Origin of the sequence: Parabacteroides gordonii MS-1 = DSM 23371 (genome assembly GCF_000969825.1) — a bacterium.
GTDB lineage: Bacteria > Bacteroidota > Bacteroidia > Bacteroidales > Tannerellaceae > Parabacteroides > Parabacteroides gordonii.
In genome coordinates this window covers 1,277,109-1,295,228 of the sequence record NZ_KQ033920.1, presented here as the reverse complement: position 1 = coordinate 1,295,228, position 18,120 = coordinate 1,277,109, and the positions used below count along the sequence as shown (strand labels likewise).

The window sequence follows — 18,120 nt, the reverse complement described above, 5'->3', positions numbered from 1 at the left end:
ATATATTGTTTTCTGGAGACATCTATTGTTTTCGTACAAACAAACTTGTAGCCCCGGTTTATTCCGGGGCTATTTTTATTAATGTATATCAGAACCACCTGATCTTCCTGAAAATAAAGAACGCTAAAGCCGATAAGGTAATGGAGATAAGTACTATAAAGATAAACCCGTGCGGCATCTCTTCAATATTATTAATCACATTCATACCATAAAAGCTGGCGATCAGCGTAGGTACCATCAGGATGATCGAAATGGATGTCATGCGTTTCATGATCGTATTCACATTGTTCGATATGATCGAGGCGAAAGCATCCATCGTACCGGTAAGGATATCGCTGTAGATATTTACCGTGAGGTGCGCCTGCTTCAGCTCCGTCTCCACATCTTCCAATAGTTCCGCATCCATATACATCGGCTCCTGGAAGATACTTTGCAGTTTGGAAAGCATCACTTCGTTTCCACGGATCGACGTATTGAAGTAAACCATACTTTTCTCCAGCTTCATCAACCGTAGCAAGTCTTCGTTACGGATACTTTTCTCCAGGGCTTTTTCTGCACGTGCCACTTCGTTGTTGATCTGTTTCAGGTACTTCAGGAACCAGACGGCCGACGAATGGATCAATCGCAGGATCAGATCGTATTTATGACGTACAACAAGCTCTTTCCGCCGGCTGTAACGGATAAAATCGGGCAAAAGCTCTGTCTTGTGGTAACATACGGATATGATGACCTCATTGTTGGTAATGATACCGATCGGGACGGTAGTGAAGGGAATGCCACTTTCCGTGCTCTGTACCGGGATACGGAGAATGGTCAGCAGCCAGTTTCCTTCATATTCGATACGCGGCCGTTCGTCGGTATCGGCAATGTCGCTCAAAAATGATTCAGGTACGTGAAATTGATTTAAAAGATACTGGATATCTTCCGGGGTAGGGCATTCTACATTTACCCAGCAGTTAGGAAGCCAATTGGTTTTTTCCACAAAACCGGCTTCACAATAAAGAAATGATCTCATTATTGCCTCCTTTCGTTTACTTACACGGGCAGAGGAAATATGAAATCCCTGCCTCGCTAATTTTTACTTGTTCTTGTTTCTCGCGGAATACTGTCGTCCATAATTTGTTAATTACTTTTTACGGGTGCAAAGGTAGAAAAAAGGGGCGAATACCAAATAAAAATTGTAATTTTGATCCCCGATAAACATACAGAAATGGCAGAAGGAACTAGAAATAATAGTGGAAGAGGAAAGAAAAAGCCTGATATGGTGCCCGATATGGGGCGCTTGCAGCCACAGGCACGTGAGTTGGAAGAGGCCGTTTTAGGTGCCTTGATGCTTGAAAAAGATTCTTATTCTGTTGTCAGTGAGTTGTTGAAACCGGAATGTTTTTACGAGAAATCGCATGAGATGATCTATGCGGCAATAGTAGACCTGGCTGTCAGCCAGCGACCGGTGGACATGCTTACCGTAACGGAGCAGCTAAGGAAACGTGGCGAACTCGATCTGGTGGGCGGCCCGTTCTATATCTCGCAGCTGACCAGTAAAGTGGCCAGTAGTGCGCATATCGAATACCATGCCCGTATCATAGCGCAGAAATACCTGGCGAGAGAGTTGATCTCCTTTACCGCCATGATCCAGGGAAAGGCGTTCGACGAGACGATCGACGTGGAAGACCTGATGCAGGAAGCCGAAGGAAAATTGTTTGAGATCTCCCAGCGTAATGTAAAGAAAGACGTTACCCAGATCAACCCGGTCATCAAGGACGCGATGGAGTTGTTGCAGAAGGCGGCAAACCAGAAGGAAGGTTTGAGCGGTACACGTACCGGATTCGATGCGTTGGATAAGATCACTTCCGGTTGGCAGAACTCCGACCTGATCATTATCGCTGCCCGTCCTGCGATGGGTAAAACGGCATTTGTGCTTTCTATGGCGAAGAATATGGCGGTTAATCATAACGTCCCTGTAGCCCTGTTCTCTCTTGAAATGAGTAACGTTCAGCTGGTAAACCGTCTGATCGTGAACGTTTGTGAGATACCGGGTGAGAAGATCAAGAGCGGACGCCTGGAAAGTTACGAGTGGGAACAGCTCGACTTCAAGATCAAGGAACTGTATGACGCCCCGATCTTTGTGGACGATACGCCCAGTCTCTCGGTGTTTGAGTTGCGAACTAAGGCACGCCGTCTGGTGCGTGAGCATGGGGTAAGATGTATCATCATCGACTACCTTCAGTTGATGAATGCAAGTGGTATGACTTTCGGTAGCCGTGAGCAGGAGGTAAGTACCATCTCCCGTTCGTTGAAAGGGTTAGCGAAGGAGTTGAATATCCCGATCATTGCCCTGTCGCAGTTGAACCGTGGTGTGGAAAGCCGTCAGGGAGCCGAAGGAAAGCGTCCGCAGCTGGCCGACCTTCGTGAATCGGGAGCGATCGAGCAGGATGCGGATATGGTTTGCTTTATCCACCGTCCTGAATATTATAAGATTACGGAAGATGAACGTGGTAACTCGCTGGTCGGACTGGCGGAGATCATCATCGCCAAGCATCGTAACGGTGCGACAGGGGATGTGCGTCTGCGATTCAAGGGCGATTATGCGAAGTTCATGAATATAGATGAAGATGTGGCAGTGCGCGAGTTCTCATCGAATATGAACAGCGAAGATCCGTTGCCCCCGATACCGCCGGCCGGAGCAGACTTCCTGAATCAAGGTAGTAGTAGCGAGGTTCCGTTTTAATTAATCGAATATTAGGTCATGTGCGGCCTGTTCCCGAATCTGTGAGGGGGACAGGCCGCATTGTTGTTTGGTGAACTTAGTCAGATGGGCCTGCGAAGAGAAATTCCAGTCGAGTGAGATCGCCAGGAAAGATTTGTTCGTGCTTCGGATATCTTCCAGTACCCCCTCTGTTTTACGTTGTAGCATCCATTGATAAGCAGGTTCATTAAAATGTTTTTTGAATTTACGGTTGAATGCCGAGAGGCTGATGTGAGCCAGACGTGCAAATTCTTCCACATTTGCCACCGACCGATAGTTGGATAGAATGAAGTGGTTGAAATCCGTATCCCGGCTAAGGATCGGATGGAAAAAGGCGGCCAGTTGTTCTTTTGTGTAATAAGCCCTGAATAATATAAAAAGTTCTTGCAATTTTAGCTCCTGCAGATGTTTACAGCCGATTCCGTCTTCTATATAACTATTGAGTAAATTTAAAAAAATCCGGATTTCTTCTTGGAATTTCAATGTGTTGTGACTGTAAGCTATTCTCTTTTTGTATTTAGACAAAGATTCAAAATGAATACGGTTGCATAATCTGATATCATCGCTGAACCGGCAGGTGAGTATGTGACTTGCTTTTCTTGCTTCGATGGAATAATGGCTACCTACGGGTATCAATGCAATATTATCTTTTTGTAGTATCTGCTTGTGGACAGCGTCATTACTGAACATAATTTCTCCTTCCAGAATAAAAAGGAGGATAGATCTGGAATTATCAAGTTCCATACATTTTTCTTCGGGATGAAGATAGAAAACCTGGAAGGTACGTTGTGCAGGTAACCGGAAATTGTTGCAGGAAACATGTTCATGTTTATAAAGTATCCCCATAATGTGTCTTAGTTTTATGTAATTATCAGAATTCGACAAAAGTATGTATCGATTTTTGTTTGTTTGGTGCTATAATTGTCTTTTTTAATGACTGGCTGACGTATTATGCGGAGACAAAACGGGCTTTATCGTTGTTTTGTCTCCTTATTCGTATGTATTGTTGTTGTTGTGTTGAAATAGGATACTCATATTTCTTGTTTGTTATGATTTACGGTTATTCATTGTTTCCTAATACAACTTCTTCGATCATCCAAGCCCATAGATTAGCCATGATTCGCGAATAGTCGTTAGTCAGATCACCGGCATTGTTGTCGATCCGTGAATTTCTTTTTACGGCATTTCCCGAGCCTATTTCAAAAATCTGTGAATCGCCCACATAAACGATTCGCTTCTTTTTGTCTATTCCCAGTATCATCCGTCCATCTCCTTCCGGATAGGGACTGTAGGATGGGAGTGAGCCGGAGCCGTCGTCTTTGACCACATTCTTGAAACGGATGAGTGGGATGATGTTAGAGGAATGGACATCCAAACGTCCCCAGATGCCATCGCTTATCCAGTAGCCACAGTCTGTGATCCCTGTAGCCAGTGATTCTGTAAAAGGACCTGTCCGGAAGAAATAGTCATTGTTAGCAGTAGGATCGAATGAGGCAATCAGTGCTGAACGTAAAGGGCCTGTATCACCGATTGATTCGTTGTTTGCTCCGTTGTACCAATAAGGGGTTACATCTTCCCGCAGTAATTTCAGTAACTGGTAATTAGTTGTATAGGCTGTTTCAGGCCGTCCGCTACCGCTACTGTCGTTAATGCCGGGGGCTTTCCAGTCGGTACCTATGACAAGTACTCTGTTTTTTCTTGCCCCGAGCCAGTCCAGGATGCGGCGTGCGGAAGCGGAATCAGGCCGGCTGTCGTAGCCCAGTACTAAAATATCTTGTTGTACCAACTTGCTATAAGGCAAATTAGTCTCATTGATAGTGATAGGGATCTGGGAATATTCTATTCCTCCGAGCTGGATCGTTTTTCCGACACCAAAATGGTTGTCGAGTATCGCTTTCATAGGTCTCGATGAAGCATAATCGATACCTCCGATACCGTTGGTACTCAATATATGGATGATTTCGTCTCTGCTGCTGTTTGCCGATTGAGTGATTGTTATCATTATCTTCCAACGGTTTACATGTATCATAATATATTCGGAATAGTCGGAGTAACTATTGTTCGGCTGCTTGGCACGACATTGAATCACTCTCCGGATATTGTTATCGCTATCTGTTTCCTGGGTCAGGGAGACTTCAAAACGGGCGCTCGACAAAGAGGAAGACAATTCGTTATTGTCAATGGGGTTACCGTCTGTATCTACCCATTGCATGAGCTCGCCTGTCAGGTCTGTATCGATATAAATGACACCTTTGGAGTTCATCCGGTATTGTAATTTAAGATGACGGGTTGAAACGCCATAGTGATGTTCCCCGTCGAAATACATGTCGGTCGTATGTTCATCCCATGATTCGACGGTGGCAATGATACCGGAAGATGCGTTTACAGCCGCTTCTTCAGGTGTGTCCCAGCCGGCAGTTGAAACTTTCTGTATAAGAAACATATATCGGTGATTCCGCAGGATTTGTCCGAACGGATGGCCGGAAGGTTTAAAGTCGATCCGGTAATAAACGGTTCGGGCCGGATAGATGCCGTCATCATAAATACCACCGGCAATAAGACAGGTCGCATCGCTTATTTGTTTATCTGTTACCGGGGCCGGGGCTTCCGGAAGATATATCTGTTCGATTGAAGTTGCTCCTGATGTTGTCTCCTGCTGTGGCATGGGAAAATCTACGGGATAGAAGGTCGCCTGTTCGGGTAGGGAAGGTATATCGACTTTCGGTCCTCCGTTGCTGTTGACGATAGTACTTCCCGGAATAAGCTGTATTTTGTTATAAGGACGGAACACCTGTACGTTTTGTAAATGGAAATGTCCTGTGGCATCATTATTATATATATCGGCTCTGGCAATGGAGCGCAACATTCTAATTTGTATGTCATCATTTACTTTACCGGCTTCCAGCTTTGGGAGCGAGTATTCTCCATACATGGGCAGACTACCGGTGATCGGTTGTGGGTAGCCGTCGCTATTCCCCAACTGATATACCAGTTTTTCTTTTATTTGGGTTTCTGTATCACCGGCTTCCGGATATTTCTCTGCTATGGTTTGACCGGCATTGGTAATTAGTATCAGCTTGATTGGATTGTCCGACGATTTGAGCATAGCGGTGAATGTGGTCGTATGGTTGTTGGGATAGCTTATATTCGCTCCCTCCACGCTGTAAAGGAACTGGTATTCGGATTCGGCGGCCGGCTTTGAAAGAACCAATATGCGTACTTCCTCTATATGTTCCTCCAGGTTCATGTTACGTGTTTCCGGTTTTTGGGTGGCGGGCGTGTTAATTGTCAGCCGGACAGGCATCCGGTTTTCTACCTGCTTGCCGTTCTCATCACCGATAAACGATTCGTCGGAACAGGATAAGGTTGATAGACTGTATACCAGCAGAAGTAGTAGCCAGCCAGTTATCCGGTTTAATATTTGATATCTTTTATTCATATTATTACCATTCGACCCATTGTTCTGTTTTATCCCAGGGACTTATTTTGACACGGACGTTGATCTCTTGACACAAGTCGATCAGCAGGTTTGTAGTCTGGCCGGCAGGAAGAACAATGTGGTTTCCGTTTAAATCAGAATTTATACTCGCTATTAATATATCTTCTCTATTCTCCGTACCGGGTCTTTTTTTGTAAAGACTGATGGTTGCATAGTCCTCCTTATTGCCGTTGGTATGGGTCAGACTGAAAGAGGAGAGAGAGACAAAATCGTTGTTTTCGAGCGTGATGCCATTTTGCTTGATCGTTGTTGCATGCGGGATTGGTGTTCCCTTGAGGTCATATCCGTTATTGTTGAGATCGATCGAAAAATAATAATCCGCAGCATTATACAGAGCCGGAAGTCCCCGGACGGTTATGTACATCCGGGCATTTTTCCTGGAAATTATTATCTCTTCATTTCTTACCTTTGATCCGGTGATCTTCGTAATACCAAAAAAGAGATCGCCACTGGATGTCTCAGGTGGATATCCTTCCAGGTTTCCCCAGACGGATATCCAATGATGACCAATTATTTTCGGGGTAATCAAAACCGGAATTTTTTGCCGGATATGATTGGAGTCGACATTGACCGTGTACCGGAGTTGTTCATTTGCATCAAAGATGAATAACCCGGCATGACCGACTTCTCCGGAGGTTGTAATATCTTCTCCGGTAAGTATGTCCACTACCTTTATTGTGACAAAATATTCTTCTTCACATTCCTGTAAATCTTCACGGATACAGCTCGTTTGCAATAAGATCAACAAAAACGGAACGATAGCTCTGATCGTTGGTCTTACCATTCCACATCTTGTACCAGCGGACCTTCCCAACCTTCGGTCGTGACTGTTACTTCTATAGCAGCAGGATCTCCAGGAGTATCCGGGTCAGTTGTTCCACTTCCTAATTTCTTCAGTGTAACATTGAGGATATAGCGGGTATTCCGTTTAATGAGCGTTCCGTCGGCAGTGCCGGAAACGATGCTGTTAATGCGGAATGGGAAATGGGTAATATTACCTTTGTATGTTCCGGTAATGGTCAGCAAAGTTTCGGCTCCCACTTCGTCGTTCGGGAAAACATAAAAGAAGTTGTCGAACACTTTAGGCGATCCGTTCGGCTGATCGGTGGAGATCGCATCCAGTAAATAGTTATCGGGATTGGGAACAGAACTTTCCGTACCACTTAAGCCTCCATAAAACGGGGCATTCGATACAATTGTCACAGGACCTATATTCGCATTCGATTTAGCTTTCTGAATGCTGACCTGAGTCAGAACAAACGCTTCCGTATGGCCCGCTTCCGGAGTGATTGTAACGGAGCCTAATTCTATTTTAGCAACTACACGTTTGATACTTACGGTTACCGGAACAGGACTTCCGCTGGTCAATGTCAGTTCTGATGATTCGCCGCTCATGACAAGGCCTGTTATTGCACGGTTTGCCGGATTTTGTAATCCGAGATCGAATGCCGCAATTCCAAAATCGTCGTAATTGTCGATGGCTGGGAATCCGGCGGGAAGATTGGCTACAACCACTACACGTTTTGTACCAGCTGTATTCAATCCGTCTATCTGGGTTGATCCGGCTACGCCATTACTAACAATTCCGTCTACTTCTTTTTCAAGTACACCGCTGTTATAACTGAAAACATAAACCTTGTAATTTACGATCTTGCGTTCGTCGGTTTCTGTGTCAGAAGTGCTACCTGTTGCTTTAGAAGATAGGTTCTCTCCTTTTAGTGTAATTGTGATAGATGCTTTCTCTCCATTACCTAATTCATTCATTTCATTTTTGCTACAAGCGCCCAATAAGGCCAATGCAAGCATTACAGTGATTAATTTACTCGTTGTTCTCATTTTTTTATTGATTGAAATATATGTTATCTTTTGGTTTTGATTGTGCAAATCTACGATGAAACAAAACTTCGATTCTTATATAAAAATGGCGTTCGCTTATATATTTCTATCAATATATAGTAAAATAGTATTTATTTGGATGGAGAACGAAAGAATAGAACATATTATGAAAGAAATGTGAATTGCATTGTATGCTTGAAAATCCGAACTTTGCACCCTGTCGTTGCTGAATAAATTATAAATAGAAGATGAACAAAGAGCAGATGGCTCGAAAACTATCTGAAAAAATGGATATCAGTCTGGTGGAGAGCCGTACTTATATAAACACGATATTGGATATTATGGTCGAAGGGTTGGAAACAGAAGAGTATGTTTCCATTTATGGCTTTGGAAGAATTTTTCTTCAACCCCAATCGTCGCGTTTAGCCCGGAATCCCAGGACGGGAGAGGGGGTTATGCTTATTCCCCGAAATACTGTCCGTCTAAGGCCAAGCAGAGATCTTCTGGACAAACTGAATAAGACCGAATAATTGACTTAGTTCATACAGAACTCTACCTTTTGCGGTTTCAAAGTTATAAAATAATCTGATATGAACTAATTGCAGGCTTTATTTTATAAAGTATCCCCAAAATATTCTTCCTTTTCCCATTTTCCCTGTTTTATGATCAAATTATAAGCCGGTAGCATTTCAAGGACAAAAAATCCTTATGGCTTGTACCTATATTCTTTTATACTTCTCCAATTTTTCGCGATCTATTATTTTCCGACAAGAAATTCGTGTTGAATAACAACACAAATTTCTTGTCTATCTTATTGAACCATAGTTCTGTATGAACTAAGTATAAATTGTATTGTAAGTCTTAAGTGTCTATAAACCAGTCGTTACATGTAGTCCTTGTATTACAAATCGACCTGTGCGATTAGTCGTTTGGGATAAATAATCAGCGAAAAATCGATAAAAAAGCTACCGTAATTCTACTGAAAAGCAAAAAATAGGATAAAAGATCGGACAAGATAATAAATGAAAAATAATAAATCCGGATACAATGGAAATGATCAATCAATTTAGAACGCTTTTTACTGTTCTGTTTCATAATAAACAGAAGCAGGAAAAGGAAAATGAACAAGGAGAGACTGCTATGGCAACGCTCAAGCTGGAAAATGAAGAGTTGAAGCGCACCATTGATACGCTGACTATCAAGAATCGTGAGATACAGCAGCTCATGGTGAACAAAATAAAAGAAACAGACAGCTGGGGATTGGAACACGAAGCCAAATACAATGAAGCGATCAGAAGGGCTGAAGAACTGGAAAAGCTTCACAATTCCTTTTTTGTCGAAGCCGTACATGAAATGCGTACGCCTCTCTCGTTGATATTGGGCTACCTGGGACAGTTGGTTCTCAATCGCGAACTCGACGGGCTTGTTTCCACCCAGGTATTGTCGGCCTATCGTAATACGCTGGCTTTGCAGGATATGATGTATCAATTGCAGGATATACGCCACGGTGACGATGTGGCGAACCATATGCGCATAGCCCGCTACGATCTGGTGGATATTACTAAACAGATATGCGACCTGTTTGTCGACTGGATTGCTATGAACAATATCGATTTTAAGATCAATACCCAGGTGCAGGCTTTGTGGGTATGGGTAGACCGCCGGAAAATGGAGTATGCGTTGCGTACGTTACTATCCAATTCGTTGAAGAATACATTTATGTATGGTAAGATCACGATCAATATAGCGGTTGTTAAGGTAGACGGTAAACCCTATTGTTCGCTGAGTATACAGGATGACGGACTGGATGCACAGGACAGTGCCCGTATCGGTTTGAAACAGATCACTGATATGGCCGAAACAGTTCGTGCGAAGTTTATACAGGAGACAATGGAAGGACAGGGTGGAACCCGTTGTACGATCCTGATCCCGTTGGGAAAACGTTCTTTGATGGAATTGCCGGTCGAGTTTGTCGAGCCCGATAGCAGCCTGGTTAACCTCAATGACTTTCAGAAGGAGGAGATTGCCGGTTTCGTACAACTTATTCCGCAGAAGAAAGAAACCGGTAAAAAACTGTTGGTGATCGATGATAGCGACCAGATACGTTGGTTCCTCAAATTGGCCTTGGGAAAAGAATACCGGATATTGGAAGCCCGTAACGGTGAGGAAGGGGTGATGATGGCAAAAAAAGAGTGCCCCGATGGCATTTTGTGTGATGTCATGATGCCTGTAAAAGACGGGTTTACCGCTTGCCGGGAGATAAAGACAAATCCGGGTACCAGCCAGACAGTGGTTATCATGTTGACGGCTAAAGTGGAAAACGAAGATGTGATAGCCGGCATTGAAGCCGGGGCGGATGATTATATCACCAAGCCTTTCGACCTGGAAGTGTTGCGCAGTAAACTGATCAGCCAGTTGAAGCGTCGGGAGCAAATGCGGGCATTCTATACGCAATCGGCTCCTGATACGGCCGAATCGTCTGTCGAAATACCTGCTCCGCTCAATGAGATAGAAGTCGCAGGAAATGCTTTTATGAATAAGATTGTGCAGACCATTGAAGAGCATCTGGAAGATCCTTGCTTCGATGCAAAATTCCTGGCGGATGAAATGAGTATGAGTATCCCGACACTTTACCGCAAGGTAAAAGCATTCTCCAATTGCAGTATTCTGGAATTGACGCGAAGTGTCCGTATCAAGCGGGCGGCTCAACTGATCCTGCAGCAGAAATATACTATTACGGAGGTTTGCGAAATGGTTGGATTTAATGATATGGCGACCTTCCGCAAACGATTTATCGAGCAATATGGTGTAAATCCTTCTCAATATGGGCAGCCGGTAAGGGTATAAAGCATGGTATTCTTTAAAATAAATGTAAATAAACGTAGGAATTTTTATCATTTAAAAATTACCTCACATGAGTGATAAATATACCGCCAGCCGATCAAAATATGGCTGTCTACATTTGCACTGTCAACAAGAAACAACAAAGTAATCTTAATCTTCAAGACAGTCGATATTTAAGTATAGGGTAGTAAAATGATTTATCACATTTAAAACATATAAGTTATGAAATTACAGAATTTAATTTACGCAACTATGGTTGCATGCGCATTCAGCGCTTGTTCAAACGATGATGATCCGAATATCCCGGATCCGGCTTTGGAAATGGATGCTACACTAACGGTGGCATTTAGTTCGGTAGGAAATAATGGCTCAACTTTAAAGAGCTTGACAAAAGCAGATGATAACCAATATAATACTATTGGTAAAATTGGTATTGCTGTGTTTAATGCAGGTGCAATGTCACCGAGTATGGCAGAAGGTGCTTTGATTAGTTATGCAGAGCAGGATAATTTACCTGGTGTAGATACAACGGCGTGTGTTTCTGTTAAATCAGGAGTAGTGAAAGTACTGGTTGTGGCTAATCCTACTGCAGATATGTTTAAGTCATATAATACTTATGCCGGTTATTTGACAGCAATATCAGATGCTTCTATTGATGAAAATAATTTATTAATGTCTAGTAACGCTTATGATATCACTGTTGCGAAAGGTAGAAATACTATTGCAACTAATGCTTCTACTGTATTTGGAGAAGATAATAAAGGAACTGTTGCTGCAACTGAAAATATTAAAGTTTATCGTAATGTAGCAAGGGTAGAGGTTCCGAAAATCATAGTTAATCCTCGTTCAGGATTTGGTAAGGAAGGTCAGTATGCTAAGTTTACATTAAAGTCTATTTATGTATCGAATGTTCGTTCCAGTGTTTCAGTCTTTGGAAAAGCGGATAATTTCTGGTGCCCGGTTGTTAATACAGGAGCAGATTTGATTACAGGTAATACAATTTATGGCAATCAGGGTATTTATTCAAAGTATATAAAATTGTTCTCATCTGAGAATGTGATAGACTATTCTGGTACAACTGCTGAGAAAACATTTCCGGATGCTCGGATATTTGTTTATGATAATTCATCAACATCTACAATCGTTTCACCTAAAGATAATGCAACACTCCTTGTTATTAGAGGTGACTATGAGTATAGGGCTGTTGAAGGTGGCGAAATAATAAAATCAGAAGATGCATATTGGACGACTGTTATCAACAATACTGACCCTGTGTCAGGTGATGCCGGTTTCCCTTCACATTGTGGAGTATTGCGTAACGTAAAATATCTTTTGAATGTAACAATAACAGGCCCTGGTAGTGGCACTGAAGATCCGGAAAGTAATGCAGCCAGCTTAACTTCTAAGATCGAGGTAGTTCCCTGGGGACAGGTAGTTCTTAACCCGGATATCGACTAACAATCAATTAGCTCATACATCCAATTTGGATCATACTGATCAATCCGGGGGATAATTCCCCGGATTGATTTATTCTTATTCTTAAAAACTTTCCGGTTTGCCGATATATAAAACTATTAATATATGAACAATAGGGTTTTATTTTACAACGTTTTCTTGTTTCTCACTTTGCTATCCTGCTCCCACGACGGAGGACAGGAAATAGACGAGACCGGGGAAGCTGCACTCTCATTACGCATCACGATCCCGCAGATCGGTTCAAAAGCCAACGACTCCGCGATTGATAGACTTTATGTAGCCATTTTCGGTACTTCAGGCGAGAATGCAGACAAATTGATCGCCGCCCGAGAAGTCAGACAAACAGACACAATTGAAGATATCACCCCGCTCAAAGCCGGGACTATCCGTATGCTTCTCGTTGCCAACGCACCGGAAGGAACTTTCGACGGTTTAACCTCACTGGATCAATTTCTGACCCTCACCCAAAAACTTGAAAACGAAAATACAACCCCGACAATGAGCTCGGGCGTACATTCCTATGTTTTGAAACCCGGTAAGAACACGATCGGATTGCAAAAACAAGGAGCGAACCTGATCACGGCTTCTCCGGTAACTGTCTACCGTACGGTTGCCCGTGTTTATCTGAACAAACTATTCCTGCGTCCCTTAGAGCAATACGCTGATGGGGCAAGTTTTAAACTTGAATCCGTCTTTATGACCAACGTAAAGAATTATTCCCATTATATCAGTGAAAACGACTGGGGTGCCGTTGAAGTAACCAATCATTCCCTTCCTGATTTTTTCCTGGCAGGCGAAAATGCCGACCTCGAAAATGTCTATAAAGACAATGCACCGAAATTATCCGCCGACCTGCGTACTGCCTATAATTATGATTTCCGGAGTGTGACGGAAGAAACAGGCCTTATCGCAAACTGTGCAGATAATGCTTATTTCGTTTACGAAAATATGAAGGAAACAACCTGGCACACGCTCCTGATCATTCGCGGAACCTACCGCTATAAAGATAAAAGCGGGAATATACAGGAAATAAAGAATATCGATTACCCGATTGTAGTAAACAGGCAGCACGACGATATCACGAATGTTACGGAACACCTGTATGTTCGACGTAATGTCATCTACTCGATCGATGCTATCATTAAAGGCCCCAAGAATTCAGATACCACACTTACCAGTATGGTAGAAGTACAGGCGTGGGGCGAAATCGTTGAAAACCCGTCGATTGATTAATCCAGATAAAACAAATCCGATATGAAACGAAATAAAATATACATCCTGTTGTTGTCCGGTTTGCTGATGGCTTCCTGTTCAAAGGAGGAACAACCGTCGCCGACTCCGGGCGGTGAAGATGCTTTAGTCACTGTCTCTGTGGCAGTCGATGGCGTTGCCAAAACGAAAGCGGAATCCGAAACACAGCCAGGTGACGAAAAAGAGAACGCAATTAAAAACCTGACTGTGGTTTTTATCGATGCAGCCAAAAATGAAGTGATAGGACATACTTACAAGGAAATGACTGGTAGCGAAAGTGAGAAAAAAGTTACTGTTGCCCTGAAAACCGGAATATATAAAATGTTGGTGATGGCCAACACCAAAGAGGTGAACTCATTCATTCCGAAAGATTATTATGACTTGATAGCTTCGTTGCCTGAACAGGGAGGGGAGAATGGTTTTGTAATGAGCAACATTGCCCAGGATGTAGAGATAAAGGCTATTGAAGGTGATAAAAAAAATGTGAATGAAATAAGTGAAAAAGTGAAACGGGTAGTCGGCCGTGTGGATCTGAGTAAATTGGATGTCAATTGGGAAAATACAGATACAAACAAAGACCTGCAAGGGATAGACGGTCTGGAATTCCGTTTAACCCAGGTGTTTCTGGCTAATGTCCGTCCCAAATCTTATTTGTTCGATATGACAGGTTGGGATTTCATGAATGATGCAGAAAAACATGCTTTGGAAAATAAGGAGGATGGTTATTTGTGCGGTATTGATAAGACAGGTGGTGATATTGTTACCGGAAATATACCCGATAAAAATCTTTTGTATGAATGCAAGGATGTTACAATCAATTCAACAACGAGTAAGATTGACCTTGCCCATTTTTATGCCATGACCAACTCTGATACAAAAGAGAGTGGGAGTGCTCCTGTCATCCTTTATATCAAAGGCGATTTATATGATGGTGCAGGTAATGCTGTCCTTACGAACCGCTACTACCGTATCAAACTTGCCAAAGGCGTTCAGCGTAACACCATTTACAAGATTGAAGCGACTATCGAGGGAAAAGGATCGCCCGAACCCGGAGATAACAAGGATAATGTCAAGATGTCTGTCACTATCAGTGTGGAAACATGGGAAGGTGTGACACTCGACACAATAACAATTGATGAAGAAATCGAAATATAATATGAAACAGATCAATCACCCTTGTCGATGGCTGTTGGCAGCCGTTTGTACCGCAGCTTTGACGCTGACCGGTTGCATTCAGGAAAACCTTGCAGCCTGTTATAAGTTGACCCTGAAAGCCGAAAATGCAAAAGGCGAAGATGTCACGGGATTAGCCCTGACCGACGCCTCCCTCTATGTTTTCGATGAAGACTATTCCTATCTGGAAACGGTTCGCCTGACGCAAAATCAGATACGCAACCGCGAAGAGATCAGACTTATATATCCCGAAGATCGTAACCTACATGTGGTAGCCTGGGGAAATCTTTCGGGAGAAAACCAAACTGTTACGGAAAGCAAGCTGATTGAAGATTTGAAAGTCATGCTTAAAAGCCGTGACGGTTTGGCTCAAACACCCGACGATCTTTTCTACGGCAACCGCCTGGTGCTGACGAAAGCCGGCGGAGGAATTTACGAGGACGATACGATTGTTGTCCGTCCCAAACTCTCGCAAGTAAATATCGTTACGGAGAATATCAGATACGCCTTGGAAAAGAATTTCCCCTCAACGGCCCACGAAGATATCGATTGCGATTATTATGTGAACCGTACCCTGAGCGGCTTTGACTACCAGGGGCAGTTGACCGGGGATAGCGTCTATTACTCGCCTGATGCCGGTTGGGATGAAAACAAAGAATATTTCGCCCCCAACTACCGGATGTGCTCAGGCGATAATCTGGGCGTGGAGCTGACGGCCGAAGACCGTACGCTGGCTGTTGCTACTCACGATGATGACGGAAAGCCGCTGAAAGCTCCCGAAGCCGGTGTGCTCTACGTCGTGCTCCGTTTCGCTGAAAACGGCTCCCTGCTTTCCGTCCGGCAAGCAATCCGTCCCTGGGGAACGGTGGACGACCATATCGAATTTTAAGTCAATCAACAATTAAACCGGTTTAGAAAGATGATCTTACATAAATTTATATTATTCATATCTGTTGCCATGCTGTTGGCATCCTGTTCAAAAGACGACGAGCCAGTAACGCCTTCGATTGAACAGGCCAATCTTTCCGTCGGGCTGCAATTGCGCAGCCAGTCGGAAAGTAAGGCGTCAGGCGACGACCCGAACGCATTGCCGGGCGAAAGCGATATACACAATCTGACGGCTTATGTGTTCAATAGCGACGGTTCCGAACGGATCGGTTACGGGCGTGTGGAGAATCCCAAATCAGACATGTTGACTGTCACCGATATAGAAACACGGCCGGAACGTATCATGCTTGTCGTGCTGGCCAACCTTCCCGAAAGCGTTGCCGGTTCGATCGGTTCTTATGCCGGGTTGCAGTCGAGCCTGGCCGATCTCGCATCGCAGTCGCAAGAGTCGCTGACCTTCAGCACGCAGGTGATCCGTACTGAACAGGCGCTTGTAAAAGGGGAGGACAACCTGATCGGCTTTACGGCAGGGGAGAACATCGACAATATTTCCACCCCGCTGTTGCTCACCCGCATTGCCGCCCGTGTGGAAATGAATACCATCCAGACCCGCTTCGCCGGCTCTTCGCTGAAGGGATGTACGGTGCGGATCGACCATATCGCCTTGGCGAACGTTAAAAGTAAATCCTTATTCTTCAGTGAAGGGGACTGGGGCAAAGTGGAAGCCCCGGCTGGACAAGCCGCATTGATATACGGTGCAGGTGTTTCGGAAGCTGCTTCCCTTTTTGCGCCCGGTTCCCATCCGTCCGATTACCTCGGAAGCGATTTCAACCTGACAGTAAACGACAATACCCCTCGCTTGACGCCGGTTTTCGAAACCTATGCCTTTGAAAACAGCTCATCCGATGCCGCCCCGACCTTACTGGTCGTGAAAGCGACTCTGGTGGAATCGAACCAGACCCGTATCTTCACTTCGCCGATCAACCGCAACGGTGTGCTGAACGGCTACGATCATAATTACGTAAAACGGAATTATATCTACCGTCTCCACGTCACTTTCACGGAAACCAGTTTCGACGACGATGCTTCGCTCGACGTTCGTGTCGAAGTGGCCGGATGGGGATATGTACATCAGACTGAAGAAATAAAATAAAAGAATAATAATATGAAACCAATCTATATCGCCCCCTTTCTGCTGGCCCTGTGTTTGCTGGCTTCCTGTTCTTCCGGCGACGACGAACCCGAAGTGATCGTTCCGCAGGATGCAACGCTGACGTTGTCGGTCGCTCCCGGCTCGGTACTGACAAAAAGCTCACCCCGTGCAACGACTGCGGTTAAAACGCTAGCGGGTGAAGCAAAGATCAATAATATCTGTGCAGCCTTGTTCAAGGAGGATGGTAGCCTGCTGACTTCGTCTTATGTGGATTACGCGGCAGGAGCGGGGGGAAGCAAAACTCCCGACACTATCCGGATCAGTGCCAAAAGCATTACAAATTATACGTATGTAATCCTTGTCAATGTAGGAAATAAGAGCTTTTCAACGCTCGAGAAATTGAAGGAGGAAACTTTTGCCTTGAAAGATATTAAGGTTGACAACCAACCTATGTGCAGCCAGTTCAAGAATGTGACATTAAAACCGGGTGCCAATTATATCGGTTCCAAAGAAGTTTTTACAGAAGCATCGGAAGAAGAGTTCCTTAGTAAGGAGTCAATCAAAGTCTACCGTACCGCCAGCCGTATCGACTTTGAGAAGATCGGCGTGACCTGGAGTGATGAGAATGCCACCGACCTGAAAAAAGCCAATGCCCGTTTCCTTCTGAAGCGGGTTTATGCCACTCAGGTAAAAAGCCATACTTATCTGACAGATCGTAGTACTGGTGATCAGTCGGTCGAAGTGAAAAACGGAACTGACGGGCTTTCCTATCTGGATGGTAAGGAGTCTGGCTCCGCCAGCTATCTGGAAACTCTGAATTTATTTAATCCGTCAGAAGATGCTGAGTCAGTTATCATTTCTAGCGGAAGTTCCATTGAATCGGAAGACATAAATGGCGGGACCCCTTGGCGCTGCTACGTAACGGAAAATACGGAAAGCGGACTCACCTTGCCTACCACGCTGATCCTGAAAGGAGATATATTGCCTGAAACGGGTGAAGAACCGATCCTGAAAGACCGTTATTTCTTTGTCCGCCTGAAAGATATGAAAGATACCCAGGAGAAGCTGCTCCCCGGTATAATCCGCAATTACGTGATCCGCATCAGCGCCACGATCACCGGAAAAGGCTCCGGTGACGAGACCTACCGCGAAAACGCTTCTGCAATCGTAACCGTCACTCCCGACGACTGGTCTGTCGAAGAAACCCAGCATGAAGGAGTAAACTGATAAACCCCTTGAAGCTCTGCACAACGT

14 protein-coding genes are annotated in these 18,120 nt (G+C 44.2%); 9 read left to right on the top strand and 5 right to left on the bottom strand.

The annotated features are described in order from the left end of the window. Window positions 1–88: 88 nt before the first annotated feature. Window positions 89–1,015, bottom strand: a complete 927-nt coding sequence (locus tag HMPREF1536_RS22470) for a magnesium transporter CorA family protein (protein ID WP_028728155.1) — start codon at window positions 1,013–1,015, stop codon at window positions 89–91. 195 nt (window positions 1,016–1,210) lie between these two features. Here HMPREF1536_RS22470 and dnaB point away from each other — a divergent pair, with 195 nt between their 5' ends. Continuing rightward, entirely contained in the window at window positions 1,211–2,728 is a 1,518-nt protein-coding gene (dnaB, locus tag HMPREF1536_RS22465; RefSeq protein ID WP_028728154.1) for a replicative DNA helicase, read from the top strand. Here dnaB and HMPREF1536_RS22460 read toward each other — a convergent pair whose 3' ends face one another. From HMPREF1536_RS22460 to HMPREF1536_RS22445, 4 genes are all read right to left on the bottom strand, one after another. After that, complete coding sequence (locus tag HMPREF1536_RS22460) at window positions 2,729–3,592, bottom strand: helix-turn-helix transcriptional regulator (protein WP_028728153.1); 864 nt, start codon at window positions 3,590–3,592, stop codon at window positions 2,729–2,731. 214 nt (window positions 3,593–3,806) lie between these two features. After that, entirely contained in the window at window positions 3,807–6,185 is a 2,379-nt protein-coding gene (locus HMPREF1536_RS22455) for a hypothetical protein (RefSeq protein WP_028728152.1), read from the bottom strand. 4 nt (window positions 6,186–6,189) lie between these two features. After that, window positions 6,190–7,029 carry a FimB/Mfa2 family fimbrial subunit gene (locus tag HMPREF1536_RS22450; protein ID WP_028728151.1) on the bottom strand — a complete coding sequence of 280 codons (840 nt, stop codon included), beginning with the start codon at window positions 7,027–7,029 and terminating at the stop codon, window positions 6,190–6,192. After that, window positions 7,023–8,081, bottom strand: a complete 1,059-nt coding sequence (locus tag HMPREF1536_RS22445) for a fimbrial protein (protein ID WP_081693340.1) — start codon at window positions 8,079–8,081, stop codon at window positions 7,023–7,025. The genes HMPREF1536_RS22450 and HMPREF1536_RS22445 overlap by 7 nt, the downstream gene beginning before the upstream one ends. Before the next feature lie 248 nt (window positions 8,082–8,329). Between HMPREF1536_RS22445 and HMPREF1536_RS22440 the strand changes: the two genes are divergently transcribed. The 8 genes from HMPREF1536_RS22440 to HMPREF1536_RS22405 all read left to right on the top strand — a co-directional run bounded on the left by HMPREF1536_RS22440 (window position 8,330) and on the right by HMPREF1536_RS22405 (window position 18,093). Further along, window positions 8,330–8,611: an HU family DNA-binding protein gene (locus HMPREF1536_RS22440; RefSeq protein ID WP_028728149.1), complete on the top strand. Its 282-nt coding sequence runs from the start codon at window positions 8,330–8,332 to the stop codon at window positions 8,609–8,611. A 517-nt stretch (window positions 8,612–9,128) separates the two neighbouring features. Further along, window positions 9,129–10,928: a hybrid sensor histidine kinase/response regulator transcription factor gene (locus HMPREF1536_RS22435; RefSeq protein WP_028728148.1), complete on the top strand. Its 1,800-nt coding sequence runs from the start codon at window positions 9,129–9,131 to the stop codon at window positions 10,926–10,928. Between the two features lie 219 nt (window positions 10,929–11,147). Beyond that, the gene (locus HMPREF1536_RS22430; RefSeq protein ID WP_028728147.1) at window positions 11,148–12,383 is read left to right on the top strand and encodes a fimbrial protein; all 1,236 of its coding nucleotides are present in this window, start codon (window positions 11,148–11,150) and stop codon (window positions 12,381–12,383) included. A gap of 123 nt (window positions 12,384–12,506) precedes the next feature. Continuing rightward, window positions 12,507–13,634 (top strand): fimbrial protein, encoded by a 1,128-nt coding sequence (locus HMPREF1536_RS22425; RefSeq protein WP_028728146.1) that lies wholly within the window; start codon window positions 12,507–12,509, stop codon window positions 13,632–13,634. 21 nt (window positions 13,635–13,655) lie between these two features. Continuing rightward, window positions 13,656–14,807, top strand: coding sequence for a fimbrial protein (locus HMPREF1536_RS22420; protein WP_028728145.1), 1,152 nt, complete (start codon window positions 13,656–13,658; stop codon window positions 14,805–14,807). A gap of 1 nt (window position 14,808) precedes the next feature. Next, on the top strand, window positions 14,809–15,714 hold the full coding sequence (locus HMPREF1536_RS22415) for a FimB/Mfa2 family fimbrial subunit (RefSeq protein ID WP_044192465.1): 906 nt from the start codon (window positions 14,809–14,811) through the stop codon (window positions 15,712–15,714). 30 nt (window positions 15,715–15,744) lie between these two features. Then, complete coding sequence (locus HMPREF1536_RS22410) at window positions 15,745–16,866, top strand: fimbrial protein (RefSeq protein ID WP_028728143.1); 1,122 nt, start codon at window positions 15,745–15,747, stop codon at window positions 16,864–16,866. Window positions 16,867–16,878: 12 nt separating this feature from the next. Then, window positions 16,879–18,093 carry a fimbrial protein gene (locus tag HMPREF1536_RS22405; protein ID WP_028728142.1) on the top strand — a complete coding sequence of 405 codons (1,215 nt, stop codon included), beginning with the start codon at window positions 16,879–16,881 and terminating at the stop codon, window positions 18,091–18,093. Window positions 18,094–18,120: the final 27 nt, after the last annotated feature.

Coding starts and splice junctions, on each gene's coding strand:
- dnaB (WP_028728154.1), top strand. CDS start 1,211: ATGGCAGAAGGAACTAGAAATAATAGTGGAAGAGGAAAGAAAAAGCCT.
- HMPREF1536_RS22410 (WP_028728143.1), top strand. CDS start 15,745: ATGATCTTACATAAATTTATATTATTCATATCTGTTGCCATGCTGTTG.
- HMPREF1536_RS22440 (WP_028728149.1), top strand. CDS start 8,330: ATGAACAAAGAGCAGATGGCTCGAAAACTATCTGAAAAAATGGATATC.
- HMPREF1536_RS22445 (WP_081693340.1), bottom strand. CDS start 8,081: ATGAGAACAACGAGTAAATTAATCACTGTAATGCTTGCATTGGCCTTA.
- HMPREF1536_RS22430 (WP_028728147.1), top strand. CDS start 11,148: ATGAAATTACAGAATTTAATTTACGCAACTATGGTTGCATGCGCATTC.
- HMPREF1536_RS22415 (WP_044192465.1), top strand. CDS start 14,809: ATGAAACAGATCAATCACCCTTGTCGATGGCTGTTGGCAGCCGTTTGT.
- HMPREF1536_RS22460 (WP_028728153.1), bottom strand. CDS start 3,592: ATGGGGATACTTTATAAACATGAACATGTTTCCTGCAACAATTTCCGG.
- HMPREF1536_RS22435 (WP_028728148.1), top strand. CDS start 9,129: ATGGAAATGATCAATCAATTTAGAACGCTTTTTACTGTTCTGTTTCAT.
- HMPREF1536_RS22425 (WP_028728146.1), top strand. CDS start 12,507: ATGAACAATAGGGTTTTATTTTACAACGTTTTCTTGTTTCTCACTTTG.
- HMPREF1536_RS22405 (WP_028728142.1), top strand. CDS start 16,879: ATGAAACCAATCTATATCGCCCCCTTTCTGCTGGCCCTGTGTTTGCTG.
- HMPREF1536_RS22450 (WP_028728151.1), bottom strand. CDS start 7,029: ATGGTAAGACCAACGATCAGAGCTATCGTTCCGTTTTTGTTGATCTTA.
- HMPREF1536_RS22420 (WP_028728145.1), top strand. CDS start 13,656: ATGAAACGAAATAAAATATACATCCTGTTGTTGTCCGGTTTGCTGATG.
- HMPREF1536_RS22470 (WP_028728155.1), bottom strand. CDS start 1,015: ATGAGATCATTTCTTTATTGTGAAGCCGGTTTTGTGGAAAAAACCAAT.
- HMPREF1536_RS22455 (WP_028728152.1), bottom strand. CDS start 6,185: ATGAATAAAAGATATCAAATATTAAACCGGATAACTGGCTGGCTACTA.